This is a genomic window from Chryseobacterium taiwanense (assembly GCF_000813825.1).
GTDB lineage: Bacteria > Bacteroidota > Bacteroidia > Flavobacteriales > Weeksellaceae > Chryseobacterium > Chryseobacterium taiwanense.
The window spans coordinates 115,553-140,294 of sequence record NZ_JWTA01000001.1; the positions used below are offsets into that span (position 1 = coordinate 115,553).

At 33.2% G+C, this 24,742-nt stretch carries 26 protein-coding genes; 4 read left to right on the forward strand and 22 right to left on the reverse strand.

What is annotated here, in order from left to right:
* Positions 1-128: 128 nt before the first annotated feature.
* The 7 genes from RM51_RS00490 to RM51_RS00520 form a co-directional block, all read right to left on the reverse strand.
* The gene (locus RM51_RS00490; protein WP_039363812.1) at positions 129-428 is read right to left on the reverse strand and encodes a hypothetical protein; all 300 of its coding nucleotides are present in this window, start codon (positions 426-428) and stop codon (positions 129-131) included.
* Between the two features lie 22 nt (positions 429-450).
* Positions 451-1,119, reverse strand: coding sequence for a carbonic anhydrase (locus RM51_RS00495; protein ID WP_039363815.1), 669 nt, complete (start codon positions 1,117-1,119; stop codon positions 451-453).
* Positions 1,120-1,420: 301 nt separating this feature from the next.
* A complete protein-coding gene (locus RM51_RS00500) occupies positions 1,421-1,975 on the reverse strand; it encodes a serine acetyltransferase (RefSeq protein WP_039363818.1) in 555 nt (184 codons plus the stop codon).
* A gap of 27 nt (positions 1,976-2,002) precedes the next feature.
* On the reverse strand, positions 2,003-3,154 hold the full coding sequence (locus tag RM51_RS00505; RefSeq protein WP_039363821.1) for a glycosyltransferase: 1,152 nt from the start codon (positions 3,152-3,154) through the stop codon (positions 2,003-2,005).
* The gene (locus RM51_RS00510; protein WP_039363824.1) at positions 3,155-3,715 is read right to left on the reverse strand and encodes an acyltransferase; all 561 of its coding nucleotides are present in this window, start codon (positions 3,713-3,715) and stop codon (positions 3,155-3,157) included.
* Positions 3,716-3,717: 2 nt separating this feature from the next.
* Positions 3,718-4,872, reverse strand: a complete 1,155-nt coding sequence (locus tag RM51_RS00515) for a glycosyltransferase (RefSeq protein WP_039363827.1) — start codon at positions 4,870-4,872, stop codon at positions 3,718-3,720.
* A 6-nt stretch (positions 4,873-4,878) separates the two neighbouring features.
* Positions 4,879-5,712: a glycosyltransferase family 2 protein gene (locus RM51_RS00520; RefSeq protein ID WP_039363830.1), complete on the reverse strand. Its 834-nt coding sequence runs from the start codon at positions 5,710-5,712 to the stop codon at positions 4,879-4,881.
* 107 nt (positions 5,713-5,819) lie between these two features.
* On the opposite strand from RM51_RS00520, the gene RM51_RS00525 reads away from it, so the two are divergent.
* From RM51_RS00525 to RM51_RS00540, 4 genes are read left to right on the forward strand one after another with little or no spacing between them, the layout of a single operon-like run.
* The gene (locus RM51_RS00525) at positions 5,820-6,590 is read left to right on the forward strand and encodes a class I SAM-dependent methyltransferase (RefSeq protein WP_039363833.1); all 771 of its coding nucleotides are present in this window, start codon (positions 5,820-5,822) and stop codon (positions 6,588-6,590) included.
* Positions 6,591-6,600: 10 nt separating this feature from the next.
* Positions 6,601-7,626, forward strand: coding sequence for an acyltransferase family protein (locus RM51_RS19250; protein ID WP_117590313.1), 1,026 nt, complete (start codon positions 6,601-6,603; stop codon positions 7,624-7,626).
* Between the two features lie 38 nt (positions 7,627-7,664).
* Positions 7,665-9,095: an MBOAT family O-acyltransferase gene (locus RM51_RS00535; protein ID WP_039363836.1), complete on the forward strand. Its 1,431-nt coding sequence runs from the start codon at positions 7,665-7,667 to the stop codon at positions 9,093-9,095.
* Between the two features lies 1 nt (position 9,096).
* Complete coding sequence (locus RM51_RS00540; protein WP_228375754.1) at positions 9,097-10,008, forward strand: hypothetical protein; 912 nt, start codon at positions 9,097-9,099, stop codon at positions 10,006-10,008.
* On the opposite strand, the gene RM51_RS00545 is transcribed toward RM51_RS00540, so the two are convergent.
* The 15 genes from RM51_RS00545 to rfbA all read right to left on the reverse strand — a co-directional run bounded on the left by RM51_RS00545 (position 10,009) and on the right by rfbA (position 24,740).
* Positions 10,009-10,950 (reverse strand): glycosyltransferase family 2 protein, encoded by a 942-nt coding sequence (locus tag RM51_RS00545; RefSeq protein ID WP_039363842.1) that lies wholly within the window; start codon positions 10,948-10,950, stop codon positions 10,009-10,011.
* A gap of 51 nt (positions 10,951-11,001) precedes the next feature.
* Positions 11,002-11,952, reverse strand: a complete 951-nt coding sequence (locus tag RM51_RS00550) for a glycosyltransferase family 2 protein (protein ID WP_039363845.1) — start codon at positions 11,950-11,952, stop codon at positions 11,002-11,004.
* Positions 11,953-13,749 carry an asparagine synthase (glutamine-hydrolyzing) gene (gene asnB / locus RM51_RS00555; protein ID WP_039363848.1) on the reverse strand — a complete coding sequence of 599 codons (1,797 nt, stop codon included), beginning with the start codon at positions 13,747-13,749 and terminating at the stop codon, positions 11,953-11,955. It abuts the gene before it with no gap.
* A 17-nt stretch (positions 13,750-13,766) separates the two neighbouring features.
* Positions 13,767-14,534, reverse strand: a complete 768-nt coding sequence (locus RM51_RS19430; protein ID WP_052248336.1) for a class I SAM-dependent methyltransferase — start codon at positions 14,532-14,534, stop codon at positions 13,767-13,769.
* A 37-nt stretch (positions 14,535-14,571) separates the two neighbouring features.
* Positions 14,572-15,498: a glycosyltransferase family 2 protein gene (locus RM51_RS00565; RefSeq protein WP_039363851.1), complete on the reverse strand. Its 927-nt coding sequence runs from the start codon at positions 15,496-15,498 to the stop codon at positions 14,572-14,574.
* A gap of 3 nt (positions 15,499-15,501) precedes the next feature.
* Complete coding sequence (locus tag RM51_RS00570) at positions 15,502-16,170, reverse strand: Rossmann-fold NAD(P)-binding domain-containing protein (RefSeq protein ID WP_039363854.1); 669 nt, start codon at positions 16,168-16,170, stop codon at positions 15,502-15,504.
* Positions 16,171-16,188: 18 nt separating this feature from the next.
* Positions 16,189-17,121, reverse strand: a complete 933-nt coding sequence (locus RM51_RS18955; protein ID WP_052248337.1) for a glycosyltransferase family 2 protein — start codon at positions 17,119-17,121, stop codon at positions 16,189-16,191.
* Between the two features lie 9 nt (positions 17,122-17,130).
* Positions 17,131-18,075, reverse strand: coding sequence for a glycosyltransferase (locus RM51_RS18960; protein ID WP_052248338.1), 945 nt, complete (start codon positions 18,073-18,075; stop codon positions 17,131-17,133).
* A 4-nt stretch (positions 18,076-18,079) separates the two neighbouring features.
* Positions 18,080-18,898, reverse strand: coding sequence for a glycosyltransferase family 2 protein (locus RM51_RS00585; RefSeq protein WP_039363857.1), 819 nt, complete (start codon positions 18,896-18,898; stop codon positions 18,080-18,082).
* A 49-nt stretch (positions 18,899-18,947) separates the two neighbouring features.
* Complete coding sequence (locus RM51_RS00590) at positions 18,948-19,850, reverse strand: glycosyltransferase family 2 protein (protein WP_052248339.1); 903 nt, start codon at positions 19,848-19,850, stop codon at positions 18,948-18,950.
* Between the two features lie 87 nt (positions 19,851-19,937).
* On the reverse strand, positions 19,938-20,792 hold the full coding sequence (locus tag RM51_RS00595) for a glycosyltransferase (RefSeq protein ID WP_039363860.1): 855 nt from the start codon (positions 20,790-20,792) through the stop codon (positions 19,938-19,940).
* Position 20,793: 1 nt separating this feature from the next.
* Positions 20,794-21,630: an FkbM family methyltransferase gene (locus RM51_RS00600; RefSeq protein ID WP_052248340.1), complete on the reverse strand. Its 837-nt coding sequence runs from the start codon at positions 21,628-21,630 to the stop codon at positions 20,794-20,796.
* Positions 21,630-22,856, reverse strand: coding sequence for an ABC transporter ATP-binding protein (locus RM51_RS00605; RefSeq protein ID WP_039363863.1), 1,227 nt, complete (start codon positions 22,854-22,856; stop codon positions 21,630-21,632). The genes RM51_RS00600 and RM51_RS00605 overlap by 1 nt, the downstream gene beginning before the upstream one ends.
* A 35-nt stretch (positions 22,857-22,891) precedes the next feature.
* On the reverse strand, positions 22,892-23,740 hold the full coding sequence (locus tag RM51_RS00610; protein WP_039363865.1) for an ABC transporter permease: 849 nt from the start codon (positions 23,738-23,740) through the stop codon (positions 22,892-22,894).
* Between the two features lie 136 nt (positions 23,741-23,876).
* Positions 23,877-24,740, reverse strand: a complete 864-nt coding sequence (gene rfbA, locus RM51_RS00615; protein ID WP_039363869.1) for a glucose-1-phosphate thymidylyltransferase RfbA — start codon at positions 24,738-24,740, stop codon at positions 23,877-23,879.
* Positions 24,741-24,742 lie beyond the last annotated feature (2 nt).

A 24,742-nucleotide genomic window follows, 5' to 3' on the forward strand; every position in this document is an offset into this window, starting at 1 on the left:
TAACTATAACTGATCAGCTGTGAATAATCAGTTATAAAAAAGATTGAAAAATTAATTTTTAAAGTACATATCGATTCAATACCTAAAGCAGGTATGAAGACAATAAAAAACTTATTAGACGATAAAAATTAAGCTTCCGGAGGCGGAGAAAATATGGTAAGTAGAGGTGAAAGATGAAAATCATCATCAATCAGTACAAAAGATTTACCTGTTAAATCAGGTTCGAAAAATCTAAGATAATCAAATACATCCAAAGGTTTTGGAAGTGTTTTCTCGTAGACGATAAAAGAAGATGGAGAAGAGTGAGGTTCTTCCTCATTCACGATTACATTGGTTTGAAGGAGGTCCCAATCAAAAACTGCAGCAATACTCGGTAGTGCTGTAAAGTTTAGGAAAACCATCAATGTAATAATACTCCAAAGTTTCATTTAGTTGGTTTTTAGAAAAATATTACTTTTTCTTTCGGCTCATTACCCAGTCAGAATCCGTAAGGTTATAGATTTTTTGAATGTCTTTTAAGATCTTTTCAAAATCAATCTCCAAATCAATAATTTTTCCGGTTCTAAGATCAAAAACCCAGCCATGAACAAGAGGATACTCTTCTAAAATATATCTTTCCTGTACACAAGCCATTTTCACAACGTTGATGCACTGTTCTTGCACATTAAGTTCTACAAGTCTGTCATAACGTTTGCCTTCATCCTCAATAGAATCCAGCTCTGCTTGGTGCAATCTGTATACGTCACGTATGGTTCTCAGCCAAGGATTCATCAATCCTAAATCCTGAGGCGACATTGCTGCTTTTACACCTCCGCAGTTATAATGTCCACACACAATGATGTGATTCACTTTAAGATGTTCTACTGCATATTGAATAACTGCAGTGGAACTCATGTCCAGCGTATTGACAACATTGGCAATGTTTCGAGTCACAAAAACTTCTCCCGGTTTCATTCCCATCACTTCCTCTGCCGTCACTCTACTATCTGAACATCCAATATAAAGGAATTCCGGATGTTGAGTTTTTGCAAGTTCATGAAAGAACTCAGGGTTTTCTGCAACTTTAGATTCTACCCATTTTCTGTTGTTTTCGAAAATAACGTCGTATGATTGTGACATAAAATAAAATTTAAAAGTGAATAATTATTTATTTCGTTTAAATTATTTTCAAATTCAATAGATTGAATCAATAACTATGCAAAAATATAATTTTTGTAGATAAAGTAAGTGGTTTTAACAAAGTTTAATATTAAAATATGCTTAAAATCATATTGAATTCAGGATAAACTCTGTGTTTACATAACTTTATTACAATTAAAATAATCAAAAACGTAAGATAAAATTACGATAAAAATTTAAAAACTATTTAAATGTGATGAGGGAAGTTATGCGTTTAAGTAAAACAGAATAACGAATTTATCTATATTTTATAGTTGATATATCCTTCTGTAGCATTTTCATTCGGGTAAATTGTTGCAGGATTTCCTGTTACAATAGAATTGGAAGGAACATCAAAATTCACATATGAGTTTGGCGCAATAAGAACATTATTTCCAATTTTTATATTTCCGACGATTACTGCATTGGGGCCGATCCATACTTCATTTCCAATTTCAGGGGAACCTTCATTTTTACCTCTATTTTGTTGTCCGATGGTAACGCCTTGTGCGATATTGCAGTTTTTGCCGATGATTGTTTTAGGATTAATGACCAAACTTCCCCAATGTCCCAAGTAAAAACCTTCCCCAATCTGTGTTTCCGGATAGATCTGGAATCCATACTTGATCTGAAAATGTCTCAACGTCATTCTCCAGAAAAATCCTAACACCGGAACTTTTCCCAATTGCTGGTTTTTTCTCAAAATATAGATGAAATGCAGATTCGGGTTAATGCACTTTTTCCATATTTTAAACATAGAAAGCCATTGTCCGCTTTCCCGGTAAAAATCTTTTTGTATGGTCGAATAGTTTGACATTAGAACAAAGATAAAAAGAAAAATGATTTACAATTCATCTAAAATTCTCATAATAGTATTCACTGAGTTTTCTAAACTGAAAGGTATTTGGTAATCTTTTAAATTTTCCGAATATGGATTAAAATGCTCAGGATTTTCCAATGCTTTTTTCATTCCAAAATAAATTCCTTCTTCTGAGTTTTCAATGATTAATCCAAGTTCTCCGTCCTTTAACATTTCTCTTACTCCTGAAACATCAGTTGCAATAATTTTTTTCTTTAAGGTAATAGCTTCAAAAAGAACGGTAGGAAAACCTTCATACCTCGAACTTAGTATATAAAAATCAGAATGTTCAAAATAAGGATAAGGGTTATCCGTAAATCCAAGCATAGTTGCCGTATTGTCAACATCTAATTCTGATTTTAAATTTTTGATATTTTCAAAATCATACCCGTCACCTACGATTAAAATATGGTGTTGAAACCCTTCATTCAATAGTTTTTTATGTACTTTCAATAACCTATCGAATCCTTTTTGAGGAAAAACAGTACCTACAGAAATAAAAGTAGGAATGGTATGATCAAAAGTATAATTGAGAACAGGTGCTGAAGCTTTAGTTAATACTTCTTCAGTGTCTAAAGGATTGTAAATTTTTTCAATTTTCTGTTGCTCGTTTTCATTTTGAGCCAGATTAAGAAAAGTTTCCCTTATTTTTTCTGAAATAACCATGATTTTGTCAAAACCAAAAAACTTCCTTATTTCTTCATTGGTATAGATTTTTACTTGTGTAAGGTCATTGTGAATCCACACAATTTTTTTTGAATTTTTTAAAGGAGAATTTAGAATTTCGTCTCTCATTCCATGAATGGCAGCAAATTCAATATCATATTTTTTGCCATTCAGTTTTCCTTGATAGAGTAGTTTTGGAAATTTTTTCAGTAGTTTTTGATAAATCACTCGGTATATTTTCTGTGGAATATCCTGAATTCGGTTAGTGGTAATCATCTCACCTTTGTTCAGATATAAAATGTTGATCCAATTAGGAACTTCACTAAGGTATTTTCCTGAGTATAAATTAAGCAAAAGATCAATTTCGTATTTGTCTTGCGGAAGATTTTTAAGAAAAGTAACCAATACTTTTTCAGCTCCTCCATGTCGCAGAGAGCCTATTCGAATCAGTATCTTTTTCTTTTCTGTCATTTATTTTAACGGTTTGTAGGTGTGAGGAAGATGTTCTTTGATATAGGCATCTAATTGTGGGCGAACCAGTTCAAGCTCTCTCGGATACATTACATTGTTTGCTAATAATTTATCTCCGTATTCTTCGATGGTACAGATGAATTTTGCCGGAACACCTGCAAAAACACTTCCTTTAGGCATTGATGTGGTGAGAATAGAACCTGCTCCCAACACACAATTGTCCTGCATCTCTACACCGGGCATGATGATTGTGTCTGCTCCTATCAGACATTGTCTGCCAATTTTTATTCTTCCGAAAGTCCGTACATCTTTATATTTTTCAAAAAAATGAAGGGCGTTTTGTCCGCCATCATGATTCACAAACCTTACATTATTGGAAAACGTTGTTTCATCGCCAATTTCAATCAGAAAAGGCTCGGTACCGAATTCAGGAACTTCTACAAAACGTACGTTTTTTCCTACTTTTAGTCCTTTAGCAATACATACCTTCAGATAAATGTTTTGTATCATTCTTTGATAGGAGGTATGGATTTTAAGAATCAGACGGTAAATAAAAAGCATTTTTATTTTTTTACTAAGTTAGTAATGATATTTTCAACAGCATCAAAAATTTTCTGATTGTCAAACTGTTTTTCAATATCTTTCAGGTTTTCTTGAATTGTTGAGACGTATTCGCGTTCTGTAAGGAATTTTTTCATGGCTTCATACATTTCCTCAGTTTCATAGTTGATGAGGTGTCCGGTTTTTCCATGAGCGATCATTTCAGGAATTCCTCCCACATTGGTTGAAATAATAGGTTTTTGAAGAATCAGTGAATCGGCAATAATTAAAGGCCAGCTTTCTGATTCAGAAGGAAGAATAAAAAAGTCGGCATTTTTCACATACGGATACGGATTAAGTAATGAACCTAATAACTGAAAGCTTTCGGTAACCCCTAATTCTTGCGCCTGTTTTTTTAGATTTTCTTTTTCTTCACCATCACCAATAACAACAATATGATGGTCAAATCCCTCTTTTAGTAATCTTGCATGGGCTTCCATGAGTTTATGAAATCCTTTTCTGCTGTGTAATCTTGCAACAGAAGCAAAAACCGGTTTTTGTGGAAATTCAGGCTGAAAGGCTTTTGCTTTTTCTTTCAGCTCTTCAATTGGAATTGCATTTAAGATTACCTGATTTTCAGGAAGTGTAAGATTAGGATATGTTTCTACCAAAATATCTCTGGTCTGCTGAGAGCCGAAAATAAAATAATCGAATTGTGGAATTTGATATAAAATATTGGGTACCAAAGATTGAAGTTTGGGTAATGTAATGTCAGAATGAAACCAGCCAATTTTTTTTGAATCTTTATTGACAGAATTTAATACTGATGAAAATGCAGCATACGTTGGAGCTATTTCCACATCAAATCTTTCATTCAGTAGTTTATCTGCTATTTTTGGATTATTATGAGCTTTTTGAAGATTATATTTTCTTTTCGCAAGCTGAATATTCTGGATAAAAGAATTTTTTGAAAGATCTTCTTTCCCTTTTTCAAGATATACCTTTCTTACATGGCTCGGAAATTCATTACGCAGTTCTCCCTGATTAATATTTAAACATACTGTCATTTCGAACTTTTCTCGATCGAGATGATTCAGCATACTTAATATCACTTTTTCAACTCCGCCCATTTCCATAGAACGGTGCCTGAAAAGAACTTTTATTTTATCATTTTTCATCTTAGCTCATAATTGTTGAAAGAATATTCTGAGTTTTTTTTGTATACGGTAAGAAATCGAGTTCTGATATTCCAGAAGATCATAAATCTCTTTTGCACTGCTATATTCAGTAGGAATTTTTTTTCCATTGATGAATTCTAAATTTCTCCTTTTCATTGCATTGAAAATTACTTTAGAAAAATATTCGCGTGATTTGGGTCTATTGTCATTTTGAGAAATTCCTCCGGAATGGTTTCTGTAGAGATAATTGGGCTCATTAATATATTTTACTTTCCCTTTTTCATACATTTTAAGGTAAAGATCCTGATCTTCAGCAATTCTCATACTGGTATTGATCTTTTCGGTCTGTTCATAGATTTCTTTTCTGAAACACACAAAATGTACGATATGAACAGGACAATTAAAAAAATAAGGATCATTATTTACCACCTGCATTCCCGATTTGAATGTTTCAAGAGGTTTCAACCGTTCATCACATTGTACAAAACTGGAATAGGTGAGAACCGTTTTTTTGTCTTTCTTAAAAACATTTATACTAGATTCCAGGGCATTAGGTGTAATGGCATCATCCGGATCTACAAAGCCGCATATTTCTCCGGTTGCAAGCTCTATCAATTTACTTTTTGTGATTCCGACTCCACTGTTTTCGGAATTTTTGAATACTTTAAAACGTGGGTCATTGCAAATGATCTGATAAATAATTTCGAGAGAATTGTCTGTTGAAGCATCATCCAAAATTACAGCCTCCCAATTTTCGTACGTTTGGGAGATGATGGAATCATAACAGTTTTTAAAAAATCTTCCGTTATTATAATTGGCAATGAGAATTGAGAATTTCATTCGGAGACTAATAGTTTGGTGATAAAGATTATTTCAAAAATATAATTATTCTTTAAAATAGGCAATTGAATGAAAATCTTTATTTTTGTTTTATTAAAGCAGACACAGTGAGTGAAATAACAAGAGTTTTAAAAACGTTTATAGGCTATTTAAAAAGACCTGATCTCTATCCGGAACTTGGGAGGAAAATCCTGAAAAATACGATCAATAGGAATAATGCGTTCAAAGGAAAAGAAAAAGCAAATTCTTGGGCATCTTCTAAAGCTGTTTCCCAGGAAGAAGCAATTACTAAGCTTTTCGGAATGCATTCAGGATCCTTCAAGGAGGAATTTCAAGATGTTTTGAAGTATTCCGAAGAAAGAGAAAAAGAATGTCCTATCAAAATGGGCGGAGCTGGAGCTCTGGAACTTATTTATTATGCTTGCGAATTTTCAAAAGCTCAACATGTTGTGGAAACAGGTGTTGCTTATGGCTGGTCTTCACTGGCGGCTTTACTATCATTAAAAGAAAGAAACGGGACGCTTTATAGTTCTGACATGCCATATCTTGGGCAGAATGGCGATCAGTATGTAGGATATGTTGTTCCAGAAGATCTTAAATCCAACTGGAAACTTTTCCGTTTTGCAGATAAAGAATCCCTGCCGAAAATATTCACCGAAACTTCTAGTTTTGATGTTATTCATTATGATTCAGACAAAAGCTATGACGGGAGAGTATGGGCTTATCAGGAACTTTACCGCAATTTGAGAAAAGGAGGAGTGTTTATCAGTGACGATATTGGAGACAACTCTGCGTATCAGGATTTCTGTGAAAATAATGGGATTGATACTACGGTGGTGGAATTTGAAGGAAAATATGTGGGTGTTTTTATAAAATAAGATCAGATCTTTGAAAATTACTCAGATTACCTTTACGCGATTTGTTGCTGCAATGGCAATTGTGATTTCGCATTTCAATAAAGATGTATTTCTCTATAAAATTCCCTATCTCTCTGAAGTGTTTCAGAGAGCCAATGTTGGGGTAAGTTACTTTTTTATTCTTTCCGGTTTTATTATGATCGTTGCGTATCATAAAAAAGAAAAGATCGGGTATGCAGATTATTACAGAAATAGATTCGCAAGAATTTATCCGTTGTATGTAGTCGGTTTGCTGCTTCTTTGGTTTACACGGGAAGAAAAATTTGTGTTTACAGATATTCTTCTGTATCTCTTCGGATTACAGAGCTGGATTCCCGGTAAAGCAATGGTTTTAAATTTTCCGGGCTGGTCAATCTCCGTTGAGTTTTTATTTTATTTGCTGTTTCCTTTTCTCTACAACTATTTATACTCGAAAAAGAATAAAAGTATCTGGGTGATCACCATTTTGATCTGGATAACTACGCAGATTTTTTCGAATCTGTATATGAATTCGGGCTTTTACAGAGGACCTCATACGGAAAGTCATGATTTTATAACCTATTTCCCTCTGCTTCATATCAATGAATTTTTAATAGGTAATCTTGCCGGATTGTTCTTTATTAAAAACCATCAGCAGAAAGATTTTGATTTTTCAATAAGCCTTATTTTTATAGCGATTTTATTGTGCTTAATATTCGTTCCGCTATATTTCCATAACGGATTAATGGGTGTGTTGTTTATCCCTCTTATTATTTTAATTTCCCGAAACAATGGTGTTTTAACGAAAGTATTTGCTTTAAAACCTTTAGAATATTTAGGCGAGATCAGTTATGCGATTTATATTACACATATTCCTGTGTTATATATTTTGAGAAAACTGATCTGGAAAAAATACATTTTTGATATTGATGTCATGTTTGGAATTTATATGGTTTTTCTCCTTCTTTGTTCCGCTTTATTTTATCAAATCATTGAAAGCCCTGCAAGAGAATTTTTGAGAAAAATCAAATTAAAATGATTACTTTTAAAAAGATTAGTTTTTTAGAAACATAATATATGCTGTTTAATTCATTCAGTTTTTTGATCTTCTTACCGATTGTATTCATACTCTATTGGTTCGTTTTTCATAAAAAATTTCAGTATCAGAATATTTTGCTTCTTTTTGCAAGCTTCTATTTTTATGCCTGTTGGGACTGGAGATTTATGTTTCTTCTGCTTTTTTCCATATTGCTGGATTATATTTCAGGAATTAAAATTCAAAACAGTTCCGGTAAACATGAAGCAAAAATATGGTTGACACTTAGTATCGCTATTAATCTTGGATTTTTAGGATTCTTTAAATATTATAATTTCTTTATTGAAAGCTTTGCTGAATTATTGAATGGTTTTGGGCTGAAGGTAAATGTATGCCTGCTGAATATTGTTCTCCCTGTTGGAATCTCATTTTATACATTTCATGGTCTTTCGTACGTCATTGATGTTTATAAAAAGAGAATTTCTTCCGAGAAGAATTTTGTTGATTATGCTGTATTTGTAAGCTATTTCCCATTGCTTGTTGCAGGTCCAATCGAGAGAGCAACCCATCTTTTACCACAGATTCAGCGGAAAAGAACTTTTAATTATGAGCAGGCTGTAGATGGGTTACGACAGATTCTTTGGGGCTTTTTTAAAAAGATGGTGATTGCAGATAATTGCGCTCCTCTCGTTAATGAGATTTTTAATAATTATCATTCTGAAAGCTCTATTACCCTTGTTTTGGGTGTGATCTTATTTGCTTTCCAGATTTACGGGGATTTTTCAGGGTATTCTGATATTGCTTTAGGTGTTTCCAGATTGTTTGGAATAGAACTGCTTAAAAACTTTGCTTTTCCGTATTTCTCAAGAGATATTGCTGAGTTTTGGCGAAGATGGCATATTTCTCTTTCTTCGTGGTTCAGAGATTACCTTTATATTCCTTTAGGAGGAAGTAAAGGAGGATTGTGGATGAAGGTCAGGAACACATTTGCTATTTTCCTCGTTTCAGGATTTTGGCATGGTGCGAACTGGACTTTTATTATTTGGGGAGGTTTGAATGCCATTTATTTTCTTCCACTTTTATTGGCGAACACCAATCGACAGAATCTTGAAGTTGTTGCTAAAGGCAGGTTGCTTCCCAATTTAAAAGAATTTTTTCAGGTGATCATTACGTTTGCCATTACCTGTTTTGCATGGATATTTTTCAGAGCCGATTCGGTTTCCGAAGCTTTGATGTATATAAAAAATATGTGTACGGGAAAATTACTGTTATCCAATCCTTTTCCGACTAAGGTTTTTGCTTTAATAGGAATCATGCTTTTAATAGAATGGATCAACAGAAGCCAATTTCATGGCTTAGAAATCAAAAGGTTTAATCCGTGGCTGAGAAGACTTTTATATGTGTGTTTTATCTATATAATTATCCGATATGCGAATTTCGGGAATAATGAATTTATTTATTTCCAGTTTTAAAATGAAAAGATTCTTATTAAAAATATCGCCCTATCTTTTAGGAATTATCCTTCTCTTTGCTGTATTAGGAGCATTTGCAGATGGAAATACAGATGATAATTACAGACATTTTGCCGTTCCGAAACCCCAGAATATTATTTTGGGAGATTCAAGAGGTTCACAGGCGGTAATTCCGGATGTTTTGAAATCGAAATTATCAACAGAATTCGATAATTTTTCATTGAATGTTGTAGAATCACCATATGGAAAAGTCTATTTGGAAGCATTGAAAAGAAAACTGGATCCGGAAACAAAAAATGGTGTTTTTATTTTAACCGTAGATCCGTGGAATTTATCGCTCAATAAAAATATAAAAAGTAAAAAAGAATATCCTGAAGAACATTCTCCGCTAAAAAATATGCACTTTTATAACTGGTCTCCTAATTATGAATATCTTCTGAAAAATTACTCAAGAAGCTGGTTTAAGATTTATCTGGAAAGAGAAGAGACAGGGAAATCGAATACTTATCTTCATAAAAATGGCTGGCTTGAAGTGAATGTTGATATGAACAAAGATTCTGTTGCGGTAAGAGAGAAAAATAAAATTGAATTTTATAATAAATTGGCTTCGAAAAATAATTTGTCGGCGGCAAGGATACAGGCTTTCGAACAAATAATAAACTATCTTACACCTAAAGGAAAGGTATTTATTGTAAGAATTCCGGCTTCAAAATCAATCACTGACATTGAGAATAAAAAATATCCGGATTTTAGTAAATTAATGAACGAAATCGCCAATAAGAACCCTATCAAATTCTTTGATTTTTCTGCTTCTTATGACAAATATCTCTATACAGACGGGAATCACATGTATAAAGAATCCGGAAAGGTTTTTTCTTCACAGATTGCAGATTCTATTCGCGCAAATCAATAATTAAAAAAGCTCTTTGCGGAAATTAATATTGTAAAGTCCAGATCGGATACTCTTATAATCCGTTATCATATATTTAAAGATCATTCCCCATTTTTTCAGAAAAGGAGCATTAGCTATTTCCCAGCTTCGGTACGTTCTTTTGATATGTCTTTTAATGTCTTTGGGAACGGTAAGCTCGTTTTCTGCCCAGTTGTTTACTTCTTTCCAAAGCATCACTCTCGTTATTGAAGGCCTTACTTTCTTGGAGTCAACCTGAGTAATTCTATTACTTTCATGAACACCTCTCATGGCAACTGCTTCATTCAGAATTCCGGGATAGAAATTGAGATAATAGGAACTTCTGAATAAAAATTCCGTGTCCTGATGCAATCTGAGATGGGTTTTGAAAATGGGACGCGCTTTTTCCAATAAAGGTTTTCTTCTCAGGGTAAGTGCATCAATACTGAAAAGTCCAAAGCTTCCTTTCATATTCAGCATACCCGGAAGTACATCTTCAGGAGAATGTTTTCTATAAACAGTGGTAAGACGGTCACCAAACAACGAATAATACTGTTCTTTGGCTTTTTCAGAGTAATAATGTACTCCTAAAGCTCCGTAAACAGCATCTACTTCCTGATCTTCAAATAATTTTTTCTCAGCATCAAATCTATTGGGAAGATAATAATCATCTGCATCAAGAAAGGCAATAAAATCTCCGGTTGCTTTTTCAATACCAAGGTTTCTGCTTGCTCCGGCTCCGTGATTTCCTTTATCGGGATGTTGATGCAATTTTACACGGTCATATTTTTTTTCAAGGTTTTGGCAGACTTCCAATGCATTGTCGGGAGATTGATCTTCCACCAAAATAACTTCAGAAACTTCATCAAATTGTAATGCAGATTCTACAGCTTGTGCAACATATTTTTCAGCGTTGTAAACAGGGATGATGACGGAAATTTTCATTACAATAATTAATTTTACTTGATGTCTGTGGGTAAATATAAAATTCTGTATTTATATCGTTGGTTTCATTAATGCATGGAAACGATACCTAGTCTTTAAAAGCTCGGGATATTTAATACAATTGATAAAATACGAAAAGTATTTATTGAAACCCGTTTCATTAGCAATTTTAAAGCTGAGGTAATTTAATTGTATTCTTTTTGAATAGGATAAGTTAAGCTTTTCCGCAATGCTCCATTCATATAATGATTGATGAAGAAGGAGATTGTTTTGATAAAATTTTTTTGAATAAGGTTTTATTTTGGTTATTCTATTATCATCATGTACACCTCGTATTGCGATAGCTTCATCAATAATTCCTGATTTCAAATGGGATAAATAAGCCAGTTTTATAATGAAATCTGAATCCTGATGTACACGAAGTTTTTCGTTGAACCTCAAATCATGTTTTTGAAGTGCTGATTTTTTTAATGTTAATGTATTCAGATGAAAAAAAGTGCCGAAAGTTTTAGCTGTTAAACCAAGAAGTCCTTTAAATACTTCTTCTCCTTCAGCGTGATAATTAACGGTAGTAAGTGTCGTATCTTTAAATTTATTCTGAAATTCCTCTTTTCCTTTTTCACTTAAATATTCAACGCCGATTGCTCCGAAAACTCCCTCTATATTAGGGTTGTTAAACATCGATTTTTCAGCATCAAACCGATTCGGAAGATAATAATCATCTGAATCTAAAAAAGTAATAAACTCACTTTGTGCTTTTTCAAGACCTAAATTCCTTGTTGCTCCTGCTCCATGATTTCCTTTATCAGGATGTTGATACAATTTTATGCGGGAATCCTCGGCAACAAGTTTTTCACAAATGGAAAGAGAATGATCTTGAGAAGCATCTTCTATCAAAAGAATTTCTTTTACCTCTTCAAACTGAAGAGCAGAATGTACAGCTTTTTCTAAAAATTGTGCTGCATTGTAAACGGGAATAATAACAGAGATACTAAGAGCCATTTACAAAAATTTAGAATGTTGAGATGCCCATAAAGCAAGCTGAAGAAGGTTCCAGTGCTTTTGGCCTTTATCCTGAAACTTTTGGGCTGCTTTAAAATCGATATAATTGAAAACCTTTTGGTTTTTGTCTTTTAATAATTCATCAGAGAATTGTAGCAGGCTTTCTTCTTCAAACCAGTTTTCGATTCCCAGGCCAAAACCTTGTTTGTTTCTGTTTCTGATGGTTTCTGTCCAGTAAGAGTTCATTGATTCTCTTAAAATGATTTTATCGTTCTCCGAATTTATTTTAAGTTGATCCGGAAGCTGAATGCAGAATTCGGCGAAATCACTATCTAAAAACGGAGTTCGTACTTCTAAAGAATTGGCCATTGCCATACGGTCTGATTTTACCAGCATATTTCCGGGTACAAACTTCTCAAGATCGGTTCGCATAATGTCATTCAGAGAGTTTCTATCTGCTTCGAAACTGTAAGGTTGCTGATAGTTTTGAGTAATTCCTAAAGATGCTCTTTCATTGTTGTCAAAGAAATTTCGCACTTCATTCTGATGGAAATCCAGAATAGAGCCGTATTGAATGTTTTTTTGTGAAATGTAGGAAATCTGCTTTACGTTTTTATATAATTTTTGCCCAAATTGCGCCAGAATATTTTGATAGCTGAAATGCTTTTTCATTTCATGTTCTACTTTATAGAAACTATAACCGCCAAATAATTCATCACCTACATCTCCGGAAAGAACGACTTTCAGGTTTTTTCTTGCACTTTTACAGATCTCAAAATGCGGAACACAGGAACGGTCAGCGAACGGTTCATCCAGAAAAGGAGCTACTTTCAGAATTCCTGAAACCAGATCTTCTTTCTTTTCGTGAATTTCAATATGTTTGGTATTGTATTTTTCTGCAATTTCTTTGGCGTATTTAAGCTCACTTTCCTCGTGGTCATATCCAAAACTGATAGTAGTTTGATGAGGTAAAAACTCATTGACCATGGCAACAACAGAAGATGAATCCAGACCTCCGCTTAGAAAACTTCCGACTTCAACGTCGGCAATCAACTGTTTTTCGATCGCAGATCTTAATAGGTAGGTAAACTCTTCTTTAGCTTCTGAAAGACTCAAAACGCGATCTTTTTTCGGAAGACTGTAATATCTTGAAATTTCAATTTTCCCTTTTTTCCAAATCAATTGATGAGCAGGAGGAAGAGAAAATATATTACTATAAATACTTTGATACGTACTTACATAACCATATTGAAGATAATGGGAGAAGGCTTCCTGACTAATTTGAGGTTCAATGAGTCCACTTGCCAGAATTGCCTTGATTTCAGAGGCAAAAATAAATTCCCCATTTTTCCCATGAGCATAGTAAAAAGGTTTTTCACCAAATCGATCTCTAGCGCAGAAAAGCTGTTGCATTTCATCATCCCAAATGGCAAAAGCAAACATTCCGGGAAGATCATGAATGAGCTGTTCTTTTTTTCTCTGATACATAGCGAGAATCACTTCCGTATCAGATCCTCCTTGATAAGGATATTCACAGTATTGTTTTTTGATAGCCTGATAACCGTAAATTTCGCCATTCAAAACAATGCATTCGTTTTTTGAATTGGAAAACATGGGTTGTTTCCCATTTTCTGAAAGATCAATGATGGAGAGTCTTCGGTGACCTAATACAGTATTTTCGAAATATTCATGATGGGCAGAATCCGGACCGCGATGGGCTATAGCATCCGTCATTCTCTGAATGGCTTCAGAGTAATTTTTAGCATTTTTGGTAACGATTCCGGCTATTCCACACATAGGCTATTTCTTCTTTATTAAATGGATAGAGTCGGTTTTTCACAGTAGAACAGATCTTCTAAAGGATTTACGCCCATTCTTGTATAGGTTTCGGAAATATTAATCCTGTGAACGATAAATCCGGCACTTTCTAAACGTTGTACATAATCTTGTCCGTAGATTCTTACATGATCGAATTGACCGAAAAGCTCTTCTCTTTTTTTTGGATCAGCAATGGTAAAATCTTCTACGGTTTCCCTTGTGTTTTTGGAAATAGGAACCTGTAAAATGGCTTTTCCTCCAGGTTTTAAAACACGCTGAAGTTCCTGCATTGCTTTAATATCTTCCGGAATATGTTCTAAAACGTGGTTACAGATAACCAGGTCAAAATGATTGTCTTCAAATGGCAGATGAAGTACATTCATGTTTTGTACATGTGCAGGATAAGTATAACCTGGTGTAAACAGATCACCACAGATATATTCATTAAAATCCTGTTTCAGAAGAACATTAGATAATTTAGGCTCCGGAGCAATATGTAAGATGCTTCTGTTTTTGTTTTTTGGAAGCTTGAGTTCTTCAATGATGAACGCATACAATAATCTTTCACGATCTCTGGAATGGCATTGGTAACATCCTGCAGCTCTTCTTCCGCCTCCAACAACTTCTTTTTCTCTGAGAACAGGAAGATCATGACCCACAACCTCCAGATCTCTGGAAGTATAGCCACAGAAAGGACAATAATAATTATTTCCCGAATGAGCCTGAAGCTTAATTTTGTTTTTAATTCTTGTGATCAGTGACATTTTTATTTTTTATATGCAGATATATTCTAAAAACATATCAAATGTATGTATTTAGAAAAGTTAAACCAATTTGTTGTACCTGATTTCTGATTTCTGATAGCTTTTTTTCTTCTTTTGAAATTTTTCGGTATTTCTCTAGAAGTGTTTTGTATTCGGATGTATTTCCTGTCAAAAGGTTTTTCAGAATGCTTTTTCGCAAAGATTTTTTTTCGAAAATAATAGCATTCGGAAGATTAGGATTGATCATTTTGGTTTCAATACTAAGATCTTCATATTTTTTAGGATCAACTTTTTTAAGATTTTGTTTTCCGTCGTGTACCACTTTACTTTCTGGAACAAGAAGGATTTTCTTTTGATGAAAATGAACTCTGTTTACATATTCTATGTCTTCTCCATAATGAAAAAAATACGGATTGAATCCTCCTACAGTTTCAATGGTATTTCTGGGAATCAGCCAATGAGCAGCGTTGATGAAGTTCATTTCGTAATATGGCTTTAACTTTTGAAAATACAGATCAGAAATAAGCCTATTTTTTTCAAAATTGTGAGCGATATATTTGTCTAAAAAAATATCAAGAAGCTGTTCACTTCCATCCAAGTGCATCGGACTTAAAATTCCTATTTCTTTTGGATTAGGATGTTGTTCGTAAACTTTTAGCAGTTTTTCAAAGCTGTCATGATAGATCCACGCATCCTGATTCATCAGGTAGAAAAAATCAGCTCCATTTTTATAGGCTTTTTCAATTCCGATATTATTGGCCTTTCCAAAACCTAAATTGTTTTCAGATTGAATGAAATCCACTTCAGGAAAATGAGTTTGAATAAAATTTTGTGTTCCGTCTGTTGAGCAATTATCAATTACAATACATGTAACGGGAACAGAAGATGATTTTAGACTGCTAAAACATTTTTCTGCCCATTTCATGGCATTATAAGTGACTATGATGACGGAAACTTTAGGCATAGTTTATAAATATTTTTTGACTAATTCTGTCAGATAATCTTTAGGTTCTTTTCCTTTAAAATAATCAGTTGTTTCTTCACCGAATTCGACAGTATAAAAATCACCGTCACTAATTTCTTGATAAGAAGATTTTGTCCCGATCTCTGTTTCTAATGCAGAAACAATTTCTTTTGGCATATAATAATACGGATAAGAGAAGTTTAGAACTTTATTCTGCTTTTTGTTTCGTAATCCTCCAATAAAAGAACTCAGATCTTCTATTCCTAAAATTAATCGTCGGGCTTCTGTATGGATTTCAAAACAATCGTTCTGAAGAATTTTATTTTTAAAGAAATTAAACAGGGTATTAGGATTTCCACCTTTCCCTATAAGGTTTCCAATTCTTAAGATTAAATAATTGTCGGAATGATTAACAATATATTCCTCCATTGCTTTTTTGTGACGTACATATTGACTTTCCTGTTTAGACTGATCAAGAATGCTTAACGTTGAAAAATAGAAAAAGCGCAAGTGAGGATATGAGGCTAAAGCATTTTGAAGTAAAGTAAATTCTCTTTGAAATTCAGAATCTTTTGTTTCGAGTGAATTTGATACACCCGAAGCAAAAAAAAGAGCGTCATTTGAGTCAATGTTTTGTAACGATTTTGCTATGAGACCATTGCCTATAATCATTTTTATCTTAGTGTTTAGTTATACAAAACTATTATTTTGTTCTTTGATATTGTACTTCTGTTTTACCGTATGAAGTCCCCATTTTATGACAAGATACAGTTTTAATGGATGGAAAGAAAATTTTGACAATGTATTATTGATTAAATATCCTCTTGCAGCACTTTTAAATTGTTCCTTAGTGATACTTTTAGAATACGTCATCAATGTATAATAAAAATATTTTTTCAGTGAAGAAGGAGCGTAATTTTTACCATATTTCAGGATGAACGGAATAATCGCAAAGTCCTTTTTCATGGTTTCATAGGCCACATTTTTTGATAGGCTAGCTGCAAACTGACGATACGAACTTAAAGTATCGGATAAAATTTTAACCTTTCCATAGCAACCTGCCAATAAATATAAGCATCGGTCTGCGGAAAGAATATCTGTCGGGAAATCAGGTTTCAGAATATCTTTTCTAAAAAATAGAGTAGAGGTCTGCATGATTTTGATGTCCGTAAGATCTTCGTGGGAAAGTTCATGATTGATGTGCTGAGAAAATAAATGATCAGGCTGATCTGTATCTTCATAAATAACCAATGAATCTCCACCAATCGCTGAAAAATCATTGTTGTTCTCTAGAAAATCAAATTGCTTTTGAAGTTTTTTAGGGTCAATGAAATAATCATCTCCATCTAAAACAGCTATATATTTGCCCTTTGCTAGATCAAAAGAGTGCAAAGTGTTTTTTACATATCCTAAATTAGGGATGTTGTTGTAATAACGGATGCAATCGCCTTTTGGATGGGATTTTTTTATATCAACAACTACTTGTTCAGTATTGTCGGGCGAATTATCATTACAGACCACAATTTCAAAACTCCCACTAAAGTCTTGATTCAGGACACTCAAAAGGCATTCTGAAATATATTTTTCGTGATTATATGTGGTAATACAAATGCTTACATCCATAATGATTTGCTAATATCGGAAAATATCAGTGAATTTAAGATCCAAATACTGATGTTTAACGCATTGTAAAATATATTTTTTTCTATTCAGGAAATTTAAATTCTTTAAATAAGAATTCCTTTGTTTTAAAAACTTGGAATATAAATCTGTTTTTTTTATATCTTCCTTAGGAAAAAGTTTTTGTGCTGCTTGTAAAGAAAAAAGATAGGGCCACACCATTTCGTTGAAATCTTTTTTTGCTGGACTAATTGTATCTGATTTAGAGGTTTTCATTTTCTGTTCACGCAAACCACAAACCTGATCTTCATGTTGGCGGTAGAATGAAAGCGTTTTCGGGATAAACCCGATTTTATTTTTAAAGCTCAGTTTTTGAGCAATTTCGTAATCGTGAGCTAGCGTGAAGTTTTTTAAATCATATTCTTTTAATGCCGTTTTTCTGACTGCAAGGGCGCATCCCAGAATAAAACTTCCCTGTATCTCCACTTTTATAAAAAGCTCTTCATTTTTTATTGCATCAATGATATCTTGATATTGAATATGTTTCCAGTTAAGATAAGAATGTTCTAAAATAGTTTCATCATCATTCACCAAAATCAAATCATTAAAAACGGCGTCTTTATTGGGATTGTTTTTGAAGAAATTGAGTGTTTCTTCAAGCTTCTCAGCTTTCCAGATGTCATCCTGATCACTGGTCACAATAATATCCTGTGAGCACAGATAAATAGATTGTTCAAAATTTTTAAAATACCCGAGATTGGTTTTGTTGACATGAATTTTAAAAATATCCGGATATTGCTCTTTATAAGTTCGTAATATTTCCAGGGTTTTATCTGTGGAGCCATCATCACACACAACAATTTCTGTAGGCTGTACAGTTTGCTGTATGATGGTATCTAATTGTTCGGCAAGATATTTTTCGCCGTTATAAGTACAGATGGCTACTGAAATATTCATGAGTTTATTTTCCGAAAAAATTTAAAATACGATTCATCAAAACATTTCTTTTACTGTTTACTAAATTTTTGAGATGTTGATTTTCTCTTTTTAGCTTTTGATTTTCGTGATAATATTCTTTAAGAGAATTCAGGTTCTTATAAAATACTTCAGGATGTTTATGGTAAATATAATCCCGAAGAGAAGCATCATTTTTTTGCATAGCATCTACGTTTCTTGATTCCGGTTTGATTCGGTAAAAGAAACAGATTTCATTGAGATGTTTTACTTTCAACTGATTTTTATCTGCTGAAAGATGGATCCAAAATTCCCAATCTTCATAACCTCCTTTCATTGCAGTATCGTAACCTCCAATTTTTTTCCAGTCACTTTTCTTAAAAAAAGCAGAACAAAATATTTGATTTTCCATCAAAAAGGATGGGTAATCGAATGGTTCGGAAGCAAAAATGCCACTTTTTTCACCAAAGTATTCTCCGATAGAATAAATGATATCAACATTATTTTGGAATTCTTTTGAGGCAAGCTCTAAATATTTTGAACCTATTTTGTCATCTCCATCCAAAGGTAAAATCCATTCTCCGGATGCTTTTTCAATGCCTAAGTTTCTTGCTGAAGATACTCCTTCGTTTATCTTTTTTAAATATTGAAAACGAGAATCTTTTTCGATCCATTTTTTTACTACATCTTCAGTGTGATCCAATGAACCGTCATCCACAATAATACATTCCCAATCTGTATACGTTTGATCTGAGACAGATTGCAGACATTCATCCAAATATTGATCTTGGTTGTAGCAAGGAATTATGACTGAAATAATTGGCATATTGTGTTTATGTTATCAAATATAATAAATGTAGAATTAGTTAAGATAATTATTGAGCTTTTTTATTAATGTAATAAACTTTTCGGGCTGCTTTTAAAAATTGCTTTATTTGAAATTTTTTTAAATAATAAAATGCAACTTTTATATTAACTTTTGAGTTTTCATAATAACTCGTACTAAGATAATTTTCAATTGTTTCCTCTACAAAACGATCAGGAAGTTTGTCACTAAATTGACAACTTATTCTTTCCTGTAATTGATGAATAGCTTGCTTTTTTAGTTTTTCATATTGGTCAGAACCTGAAATACTTTCTGCAGAAATCCTTACACTTACCAATAATTTTGGAATGTATTGAATATAACCGTTTTTAGAAAAGTCTAAAAGAGATAAATCGTCAGTTCCCCAAGCCAAAGGTAATTTTACAAATTTTTGTTTTTTTACAATTTTAGTTTGATAAATATTTTCTGAAAGGCTGCTGCGAATTTCTACTTTATATTTTTTTATAAAAATTTCGGCTGCGGATACTTTATCGAAGTTATAAATGTGGGATTCCAGATGATTGTTATTTTCATCAATCCATTGTTGACCGCACTTTATAAGAGTAATACCGTTTTTTTGTACAGCGGGCAAAATCTTATAAAATTCTTCTACAAAATCTGGAGAAATACAGTCGTCATCACCTAAAATCTGAACCCATTCTTCCTGTACATTTTCAAGAATTCTTTCCCATTGCAAAGCTAAATTCTGACCACCAATATTACTTTTGTATTCAAAATAATGATAGTTATTTTTTTCAAAATACTTATCAATAATTGGAAGTGGATTATTAGGACTTGCATCGTTACCAATATACAGGGTGAAGTTTTGATTGGTTTGCGCCGCCACAGATTTCAAGGTTTCTTCAAAGAAATCTATTTTGTAATAAGGAATGATGATCGCAAGTTGATTCATTAAAATATATACAATAAGGAGTAAACTTTTGTGAGGAGTTATTTCTTCACTTAATATTACAAAAAAATATTAAATAATGGGTTAATTCTATCCTTTGTAAAAAGCTTTAGGATATCGAATGATGATTTTAAAAAACTTCAATATTTCAGAATACTTGTTTTTAGAAAGATTAAAAGGGAGAAAACGAAAAACCAGAAATATATTTTTAATATTAGCCGTGTAATAAGTGTAAAACTGATGTAAAAACTTTATATATAATTCGCCTTCTAATTGAATGTCTTTAGAGGAATTATAATTACTTCCAACAAATTTCCTGACAAGAATGTTGTTGTCAAACCATGTTTTATCAGGATTTCCTATCGAAAAATGTTCAAGTAAAATATCCGGAACAAAATAGTTTGTATATTTTTTACTAACTCTTAAACTAAAATCAGAATCATAACCATGAAAGCCTTTGAGTGATGTGCTGAATTTAAACTCATCAAATACTTTTTTGGTTACAGCCAGAAATACACCATCAACTGCAAAAATTTTGGTTTTTTGATGATGGTTTATCTGTTCATGAATAATTGTGTTATCAATATCTCTTTGAATGATATTTAAATGATTGTATCTATTATCAGGAAGATGCCAACCTGAAGGTGTTTTCGGAACATAAGAAGAACCTGCTAGACCAATAACACCTATATCTTTCGGTGATAAATGATGGAGTAGTGTTTGTCCCCAATTTTCTGTATGAAATTTTACGTCTTCATGAAGAAAAAGAAAATTGTTATAAATGGCTTTTGCTGCTCCTTTATTATAGGCTTCACATATTCCCATTATTCCAGGATTATTGATAGAAATAATTTCATAGTCTATATTACCAATCGTTTCTGCAATATTTTGAGTAAGTTGCTGAAGTAAATTGGGTTTATAGGTAGAAATTATTATTGAAAGCATTTTATTTTTTTCTATAACAAAATATATTTAGCTGCTGGTTGAAGGCTTTTGGCTTTTCATTACAGAAAGGATGGATAATAGTCTCCCCTGCAACTCGAATATAATATTCAAATCCTTTCGACTTTAACAGGTTAAGGATTTCGCCTAAATTCTGTTCTTCATCTAATATGCCATGATATTCTAAGAAAAGGTTTTTTACATTTGTTAGAGAATCGGCAATGTCAAATATTAATGTATTTTCAGCGCCTTCAATATCAATTTTTAGAAAATCTACGGGTTGCTGCAAAAATTTTTTCAGGTCTACCGCTTTCACGGTGATAACCTGATTCTTTTTTGCAAAATCAGTCACGCAAGATCCTGCTAAACCTCCTTCAGAATAAAACTGAAGATCTTCGTCTTTTATCCAAACAGCTTCTTGTCTTATCTCAGTAGACGGATGTTGAAAGGTATTGATGTTCTTTTCAAGTATGTTGAAAATGTTTTCGTCGGGTTCAAAAGCGAGAATCTTAGCTTTCGGGTATTTTCTCTGGAAATATAGTAAGCTTACTCCAATGTTCGCACCACAATCTATAATGTAAGGACTGTCATTATCATTCTCAAACAAATAAATATCCTCGCCAAAGATTTCTTCTAAAGAATGTAAAAGAGACGGACCGTGAGAAAAGGCGAAGTCTAAACCAAAAACTTGTGCAGTTTCCTGTTGAAAAGTAGTAGATTCTGTCAGTCGCTTTTTTTCTTTAGGACTAATGCCAATTTTAGGACTGGGTACATCCTGAACGTTTTCAAAGTACCTTTCTCTCTTATATATTTCGAGCAGTTTTTTTATTTTTTGTATCATTATTCCCAATGGTATTTTCCGAAAACGGCTCCATAGTCGTAATCGCCATGTTTAGAAAGGTATGAACCGGTATCTATTACAACAAATTTACAAACATCTTCTACCATATCCAGTTGCTGTATTTTAGGTTGATTAATAAAAGCGTGGATCGAATATTTTCCTCTGGCCAATAAATTAGGCTCTAAGGTTAAGATCATTTCTTCACTCACAAAATCTCTTTCACAGGAAAAAATTCGTCGCTTTCTTGCATCTAAAATAGTAACGAAAAAACTTGCGTTTTCAATTTTCTGGTTGATTCCTATGGTGAATCTGAAATTGATAGGTTCATCATAAGTATATTCTTTGGAAACTGTGCCATTACTTTTAAAAACGTCTATTTGTTTAATAAACATGTTTTTATGGCTGGTTTCTCCTTGGTTGGTATATGTGATGTCTTCGTTTTCAGCATTAAGGTAGGTTCCAATGGTGTCTATAGCAGTACCTATACGCTCTACTTTTCCTTTATTTAATAAAATTCCGGTGTTACATATCTGAGCAACAGAGTTTAGATCGTGGCTTACAAATAATACCGTTCTTCCTTCTCCTTTGCTGACATCTCCCATTTTTCCAAGACATTTCTTTTGGAATTCTGCGTCACCAACAGCCAGCACTTCATCTACAATAAGGATTTCTGATTCTAAATGGGCTGCAACGGCAAATGCTAATCGAACATACATTCCTGATGAGTATCTTTTCACAGGAGTATCAATGTATCTTTCTACGCCTGAAAAATCTACAATTTCATCAAATTTTCTTGTGATTTCTTTGCGGGTCATTCCTAAGATAGCTCCGTTTAAAAAAACATTTTCGCGGCCAGTCATTTCAGGGTGAAAGCCTGTTCCTACTTCCAATAGGGATGCAATTCTTCCGTTGGTGTATATTTTCCCGGTAGTAGGTTTGGTTACTTTGCTTAAGAGTTTTAAGAGGGTCGATTTTCCGGCTCCATTTCTTCCGATAATTCCTACAGCATCACCTTGTTCTATCTCGAAATTGATGTCGCGTAAAGACCAAACATAATCGGAATTTCCTTTTGTTGCTCTGTCATTGGCTTCACCGATTTTTAAATACGGATCTTCCATACCTCTTATTTTGTACCAAAATCGGTTGAGATCATGAGAGAGCGTTCCGGTTCCTACTTGGCCGAGACGGTATTGCTTTGATATGTTTTCTGCTTTTAAAGCTAGCATCTAATTAACTTCTATAATATTAAATTTTAAATACCTTATACGGTATCCATAAATGTTTTTTCAACTTTATTAAAGATGATAAGACCTATCATAAAGATAATGAAAATTATAATTGTACTGATTCCTAACATTAGCGGAGAAAAATCTCCAACCCCAAGCCAGGAATATTTGAAACATTCGAAAATGCCTGTAAGAGGATTGTAATAGGATACTTTTTTAAATACTCCGGTGAGTGCTGAAGCTGGATAAATGACGGGTGTTGCATACATATATAAACTCACGCCAAATCCTAAAATCATATTGAGGTCTTTGTATTTCGTGGTAAGAGATGAAAATATCATTCCGGTTCCTAAGGCAAACACGGCCATTAAGAGAATCAAAAAAGGAGTAATTAAAATCCACCACCAGTTAGGATGTATTTCTCCCTTCGATAAATAATAAATCCATACGATTACAAACAGAAGCATTTGTACTCCGAATCGCATAAGGTTTGAAATAACAATGGAAATAGGGGTCACAAGTCTCGGGAAATATACTTTTCCAAAAATGGCAGCATTTCCTGAAAATGTATATGATGTTCCTGTTAATGCAGAAGAAAAATAGTTCCAAAGAGTTACTCCAGCTAAGTAAAATAAAAGTTTTGGAGCTCCATCCGTTGGCAGATTGGCAATTTTTCCAAAAACGATCAGATACACTATCGTTGTTAAGATAGGATTGATAAAAAACCAAATAGGACCTAATATTGTTTGTTTAAAGCCTGATACAAAATCTCTCTTTACAAACATATATACAAGATCTTTATATCTCCAGACTTCTTTTAATTTTAAGTCAAATAAAGAGTGTTTGTCTTCTATTGTTTCTGTCCACTTTTGTGGTTGATCCATTCGTGTTTTTTTTAATTACTTAAATACTTTTCATTTTTAATAAAAAAGTCTCAACTAAGGTATTAATATTTGTTGGGATAACAAAAAAACTATCAACGAATAGTTGATAGTTTAACAATATTTTAAAATTTTGATTTTACTTTTTTATTAAGTTTTTCAGATATTCACCATATCCGCTTTTGCCATATTTAACTGCGGTTTCAAGAAGCTTTTCTTCATTGATGAATTTATTTCTCCATGCAATTTCTTCAATGCATCCGATTTTGAAACCTTGTCTTTTCTCAATAACACTTACAAATTCCGAAGCATCATGAAGAGAATCGAAAGTTCCGGTATCCAGCCATGCTGTTCCTCTGTCAAGAACGCCTACTTCCAGTTTTCCTTTTTGAAGATAAACATTATTGATATCCGTAATTTCTAATTCGCCTCTGTGTGATGGCTGAATATTTTTAGCAATTTCCACAACTTCATTATCATAAAAGTAAAGTCCGGGAACTGCATAATTGGATTTTGGTTGTAAAGGCTTTTCTTCAATAGAAACCGCTTTGAAATCTTCATCAAAATCTACAACACCATATCTTTCAGGATCTGAAACATGATAGGCAAAAACAACACCCCCATCAGGATTGGTCTTGTTTTTTAATAAGGTGCCCATTTCTGATCCGTAAAAAATGTTATCCCCTAAAACAAGTGCAGCAGGATCGTTTCCAATGAATTGATCTCCTAAAATAAAAGCCTGCGCTAATCCGTCCGGACTTGGCTGAACCACATATTCTATATTACACCCGATCTGAGAACCGTCTCCTAAAAGCTTGATAAATCCAGCCTGATCATGGGGAGTTGTGATAATCAAAATGTCTTTAATTCCCGCCAGAAGTAATGTTGATAACGGATAATAGATCATTGGTTTATCATAAACCGGCATCAATTGTTTACTTACGGCAATAGTAAGAGGGTATAATCTCGTTCCTGAGCCACCAGCTAAAATAATTCCTTTCATCT

Coding starts and splice junctions, on each gene's coding strand:
- RM51_RS00605 (WP_039363863.1), bottom strand. CDS start 22,856: ATGCTAGCTTTAAAAGCAGAAAACATATCAAAGCAATACCGTCTCGGC.
- RM51_RS00515 (WP_039363827.1), bottom strand. CDS start 4,872: ATGAAAAATGATAAAATAAAAGTTCTTTTCAGGCACCGTTCTATGGAA.
- RM51_RS00565 (WP_039363851.1), bottom strand. CDS start 15,498: ATGCCTAAAGTTTCCGTCATCATAGTCACTTATAATGCCATGAAATGG.
- RM51_RS00610 (WP_039363865.1), bottom strand. CDS start 23,740: ATGGATCAACCACAAAAGTGGACAGAAACAATAGAAGACAAACACTCT.
- RM51_RS00585 (WP_039363857.1), bottom strand. CDS start 18,898: ATGCCAATTATTTCAGTCATAATTCCTTGCTACAACCAAGATCAATAT.
- RM51_RS00535 (WP_039363836.1), top strand. CDS start 7,665: ATGCTGTTTAATTCATTCAGTTTTTTGATCTTCTTACCGATTGTATTC.
- RM51_RS00600 (WP_052248340.1), bottom strand. CDS start 21,630: ATGATACAAAAAATAAAAAAACTGCTCGAAATATATAAGAGAGAAAGG.
- RM51_RS00540 (WP_228375754.1), top strand. CDS start 9,097: ATGAAAAGATTCTTATTAAAAATATCGCCCTATCTTTTAGGAATTATC.
- RM51_RS00500 (WP_039363818.1), bottom strand. CDS start 1,975: ATGTCAAACTATTCGACCATACAAAAAGATTTTTACCGGGAAAGCGGA.
- RM51_RS00550 (WP_039363845.1), bottom strand. CDS start 11,952: ATGGCTCTTAGTATCTCTGTTATTATTCCCGTTTACAATGCAGCACAA.
- RM51_RS00545 (WP_039363842.1), bottom strand. CDS start 10,950: ATGAAAATTTCCGTCATCATCCCTGTTTACAACGCTGAAAAATATGTT.
- RM51_RS00510 (WP_039363824.1), bottom strand. CDS start 3,715: ATGCTTTTTATTTACCGTCTGATTCTTAAAATCCATACCTCCTATCAA.
- RM51_RS00590 (WP_052248339.1), bottom strand. CDS start 19,850: ATGAATCAACTTGCGATCATCATTCCTTATTACAAAATAGATTTCTTT.
- RM51_RS18955 (WP_052248337.1), bottom strand. CDS start 17,121: ATGGATGTAAGCATTTGTATTACCACATATAATCACGAAAAATATATT.
- asnB (WP_039363848.1), bottom strand. CDS start 13,749: ATGTGTGGAATAGCCGGAATCGTTACCAAAAATGCTAAAAATTACTCT.
- RM51_RS18960 (WP_052248338.1), bottom strand. CDS start 18,075: ATGAATATTTCAGTAGCCATCTGTACTTATAACGGCGAAAAATATCTT.
- RM51_RS00595 (WP_039363860.1), bottom strand. CDS start 20,792: ATGCTTTCAATAATAATTTCTACCTATAAACCCAATTTACTTCAGCAA.
- RM51_RS00520 (WP_039363830.1), bottom strand. CDS start 5,712: ATGAAATTCTCAATTCTCATTGCCAATTATAATAACGGAAGATTTTTT.
- RM51_RS00495 (WP_039363815.1), bottom strand. CDS start 1,119: ATGTCACAATCATACGACGTTATTTTCGAAAACAACAGAAAATGGGTA.
- rfbA (WP_039363869.1), bottom strand. CDS start 24,740: ATGAAAGGAATTATTTTAGCTGGTGGCTCAGGAACGAGATTATACCCT.
- RM51_RS00490 (WP_039363812.1), bottom strand. CDS start 428: ATGAAACTTTGGAGTATTATTACATTGATGGTTTTCCTAAACTTTACA.
- RM51_RS00505 (WP_039363821.1), bottom strand. CDS start 3,154: ATGACAGAAAAGAAAAAGATACTGATTCGAATAGGCTCTCTGCGACAT.
- RM51_RS19430 (WP_052248336.1), bottom strand. CDS start 14,534: ATGTCACTGATCACAAGAATTAAAAACAAAATTAAGCTTCAGGCTCAT.
- RM51_RS00570 (WP_039363854.1), bottom strand. CDS start 16,170: ATGATTATAGGCAATGGTCTCATAGCAAAATCGTTACAAAACATTGAC.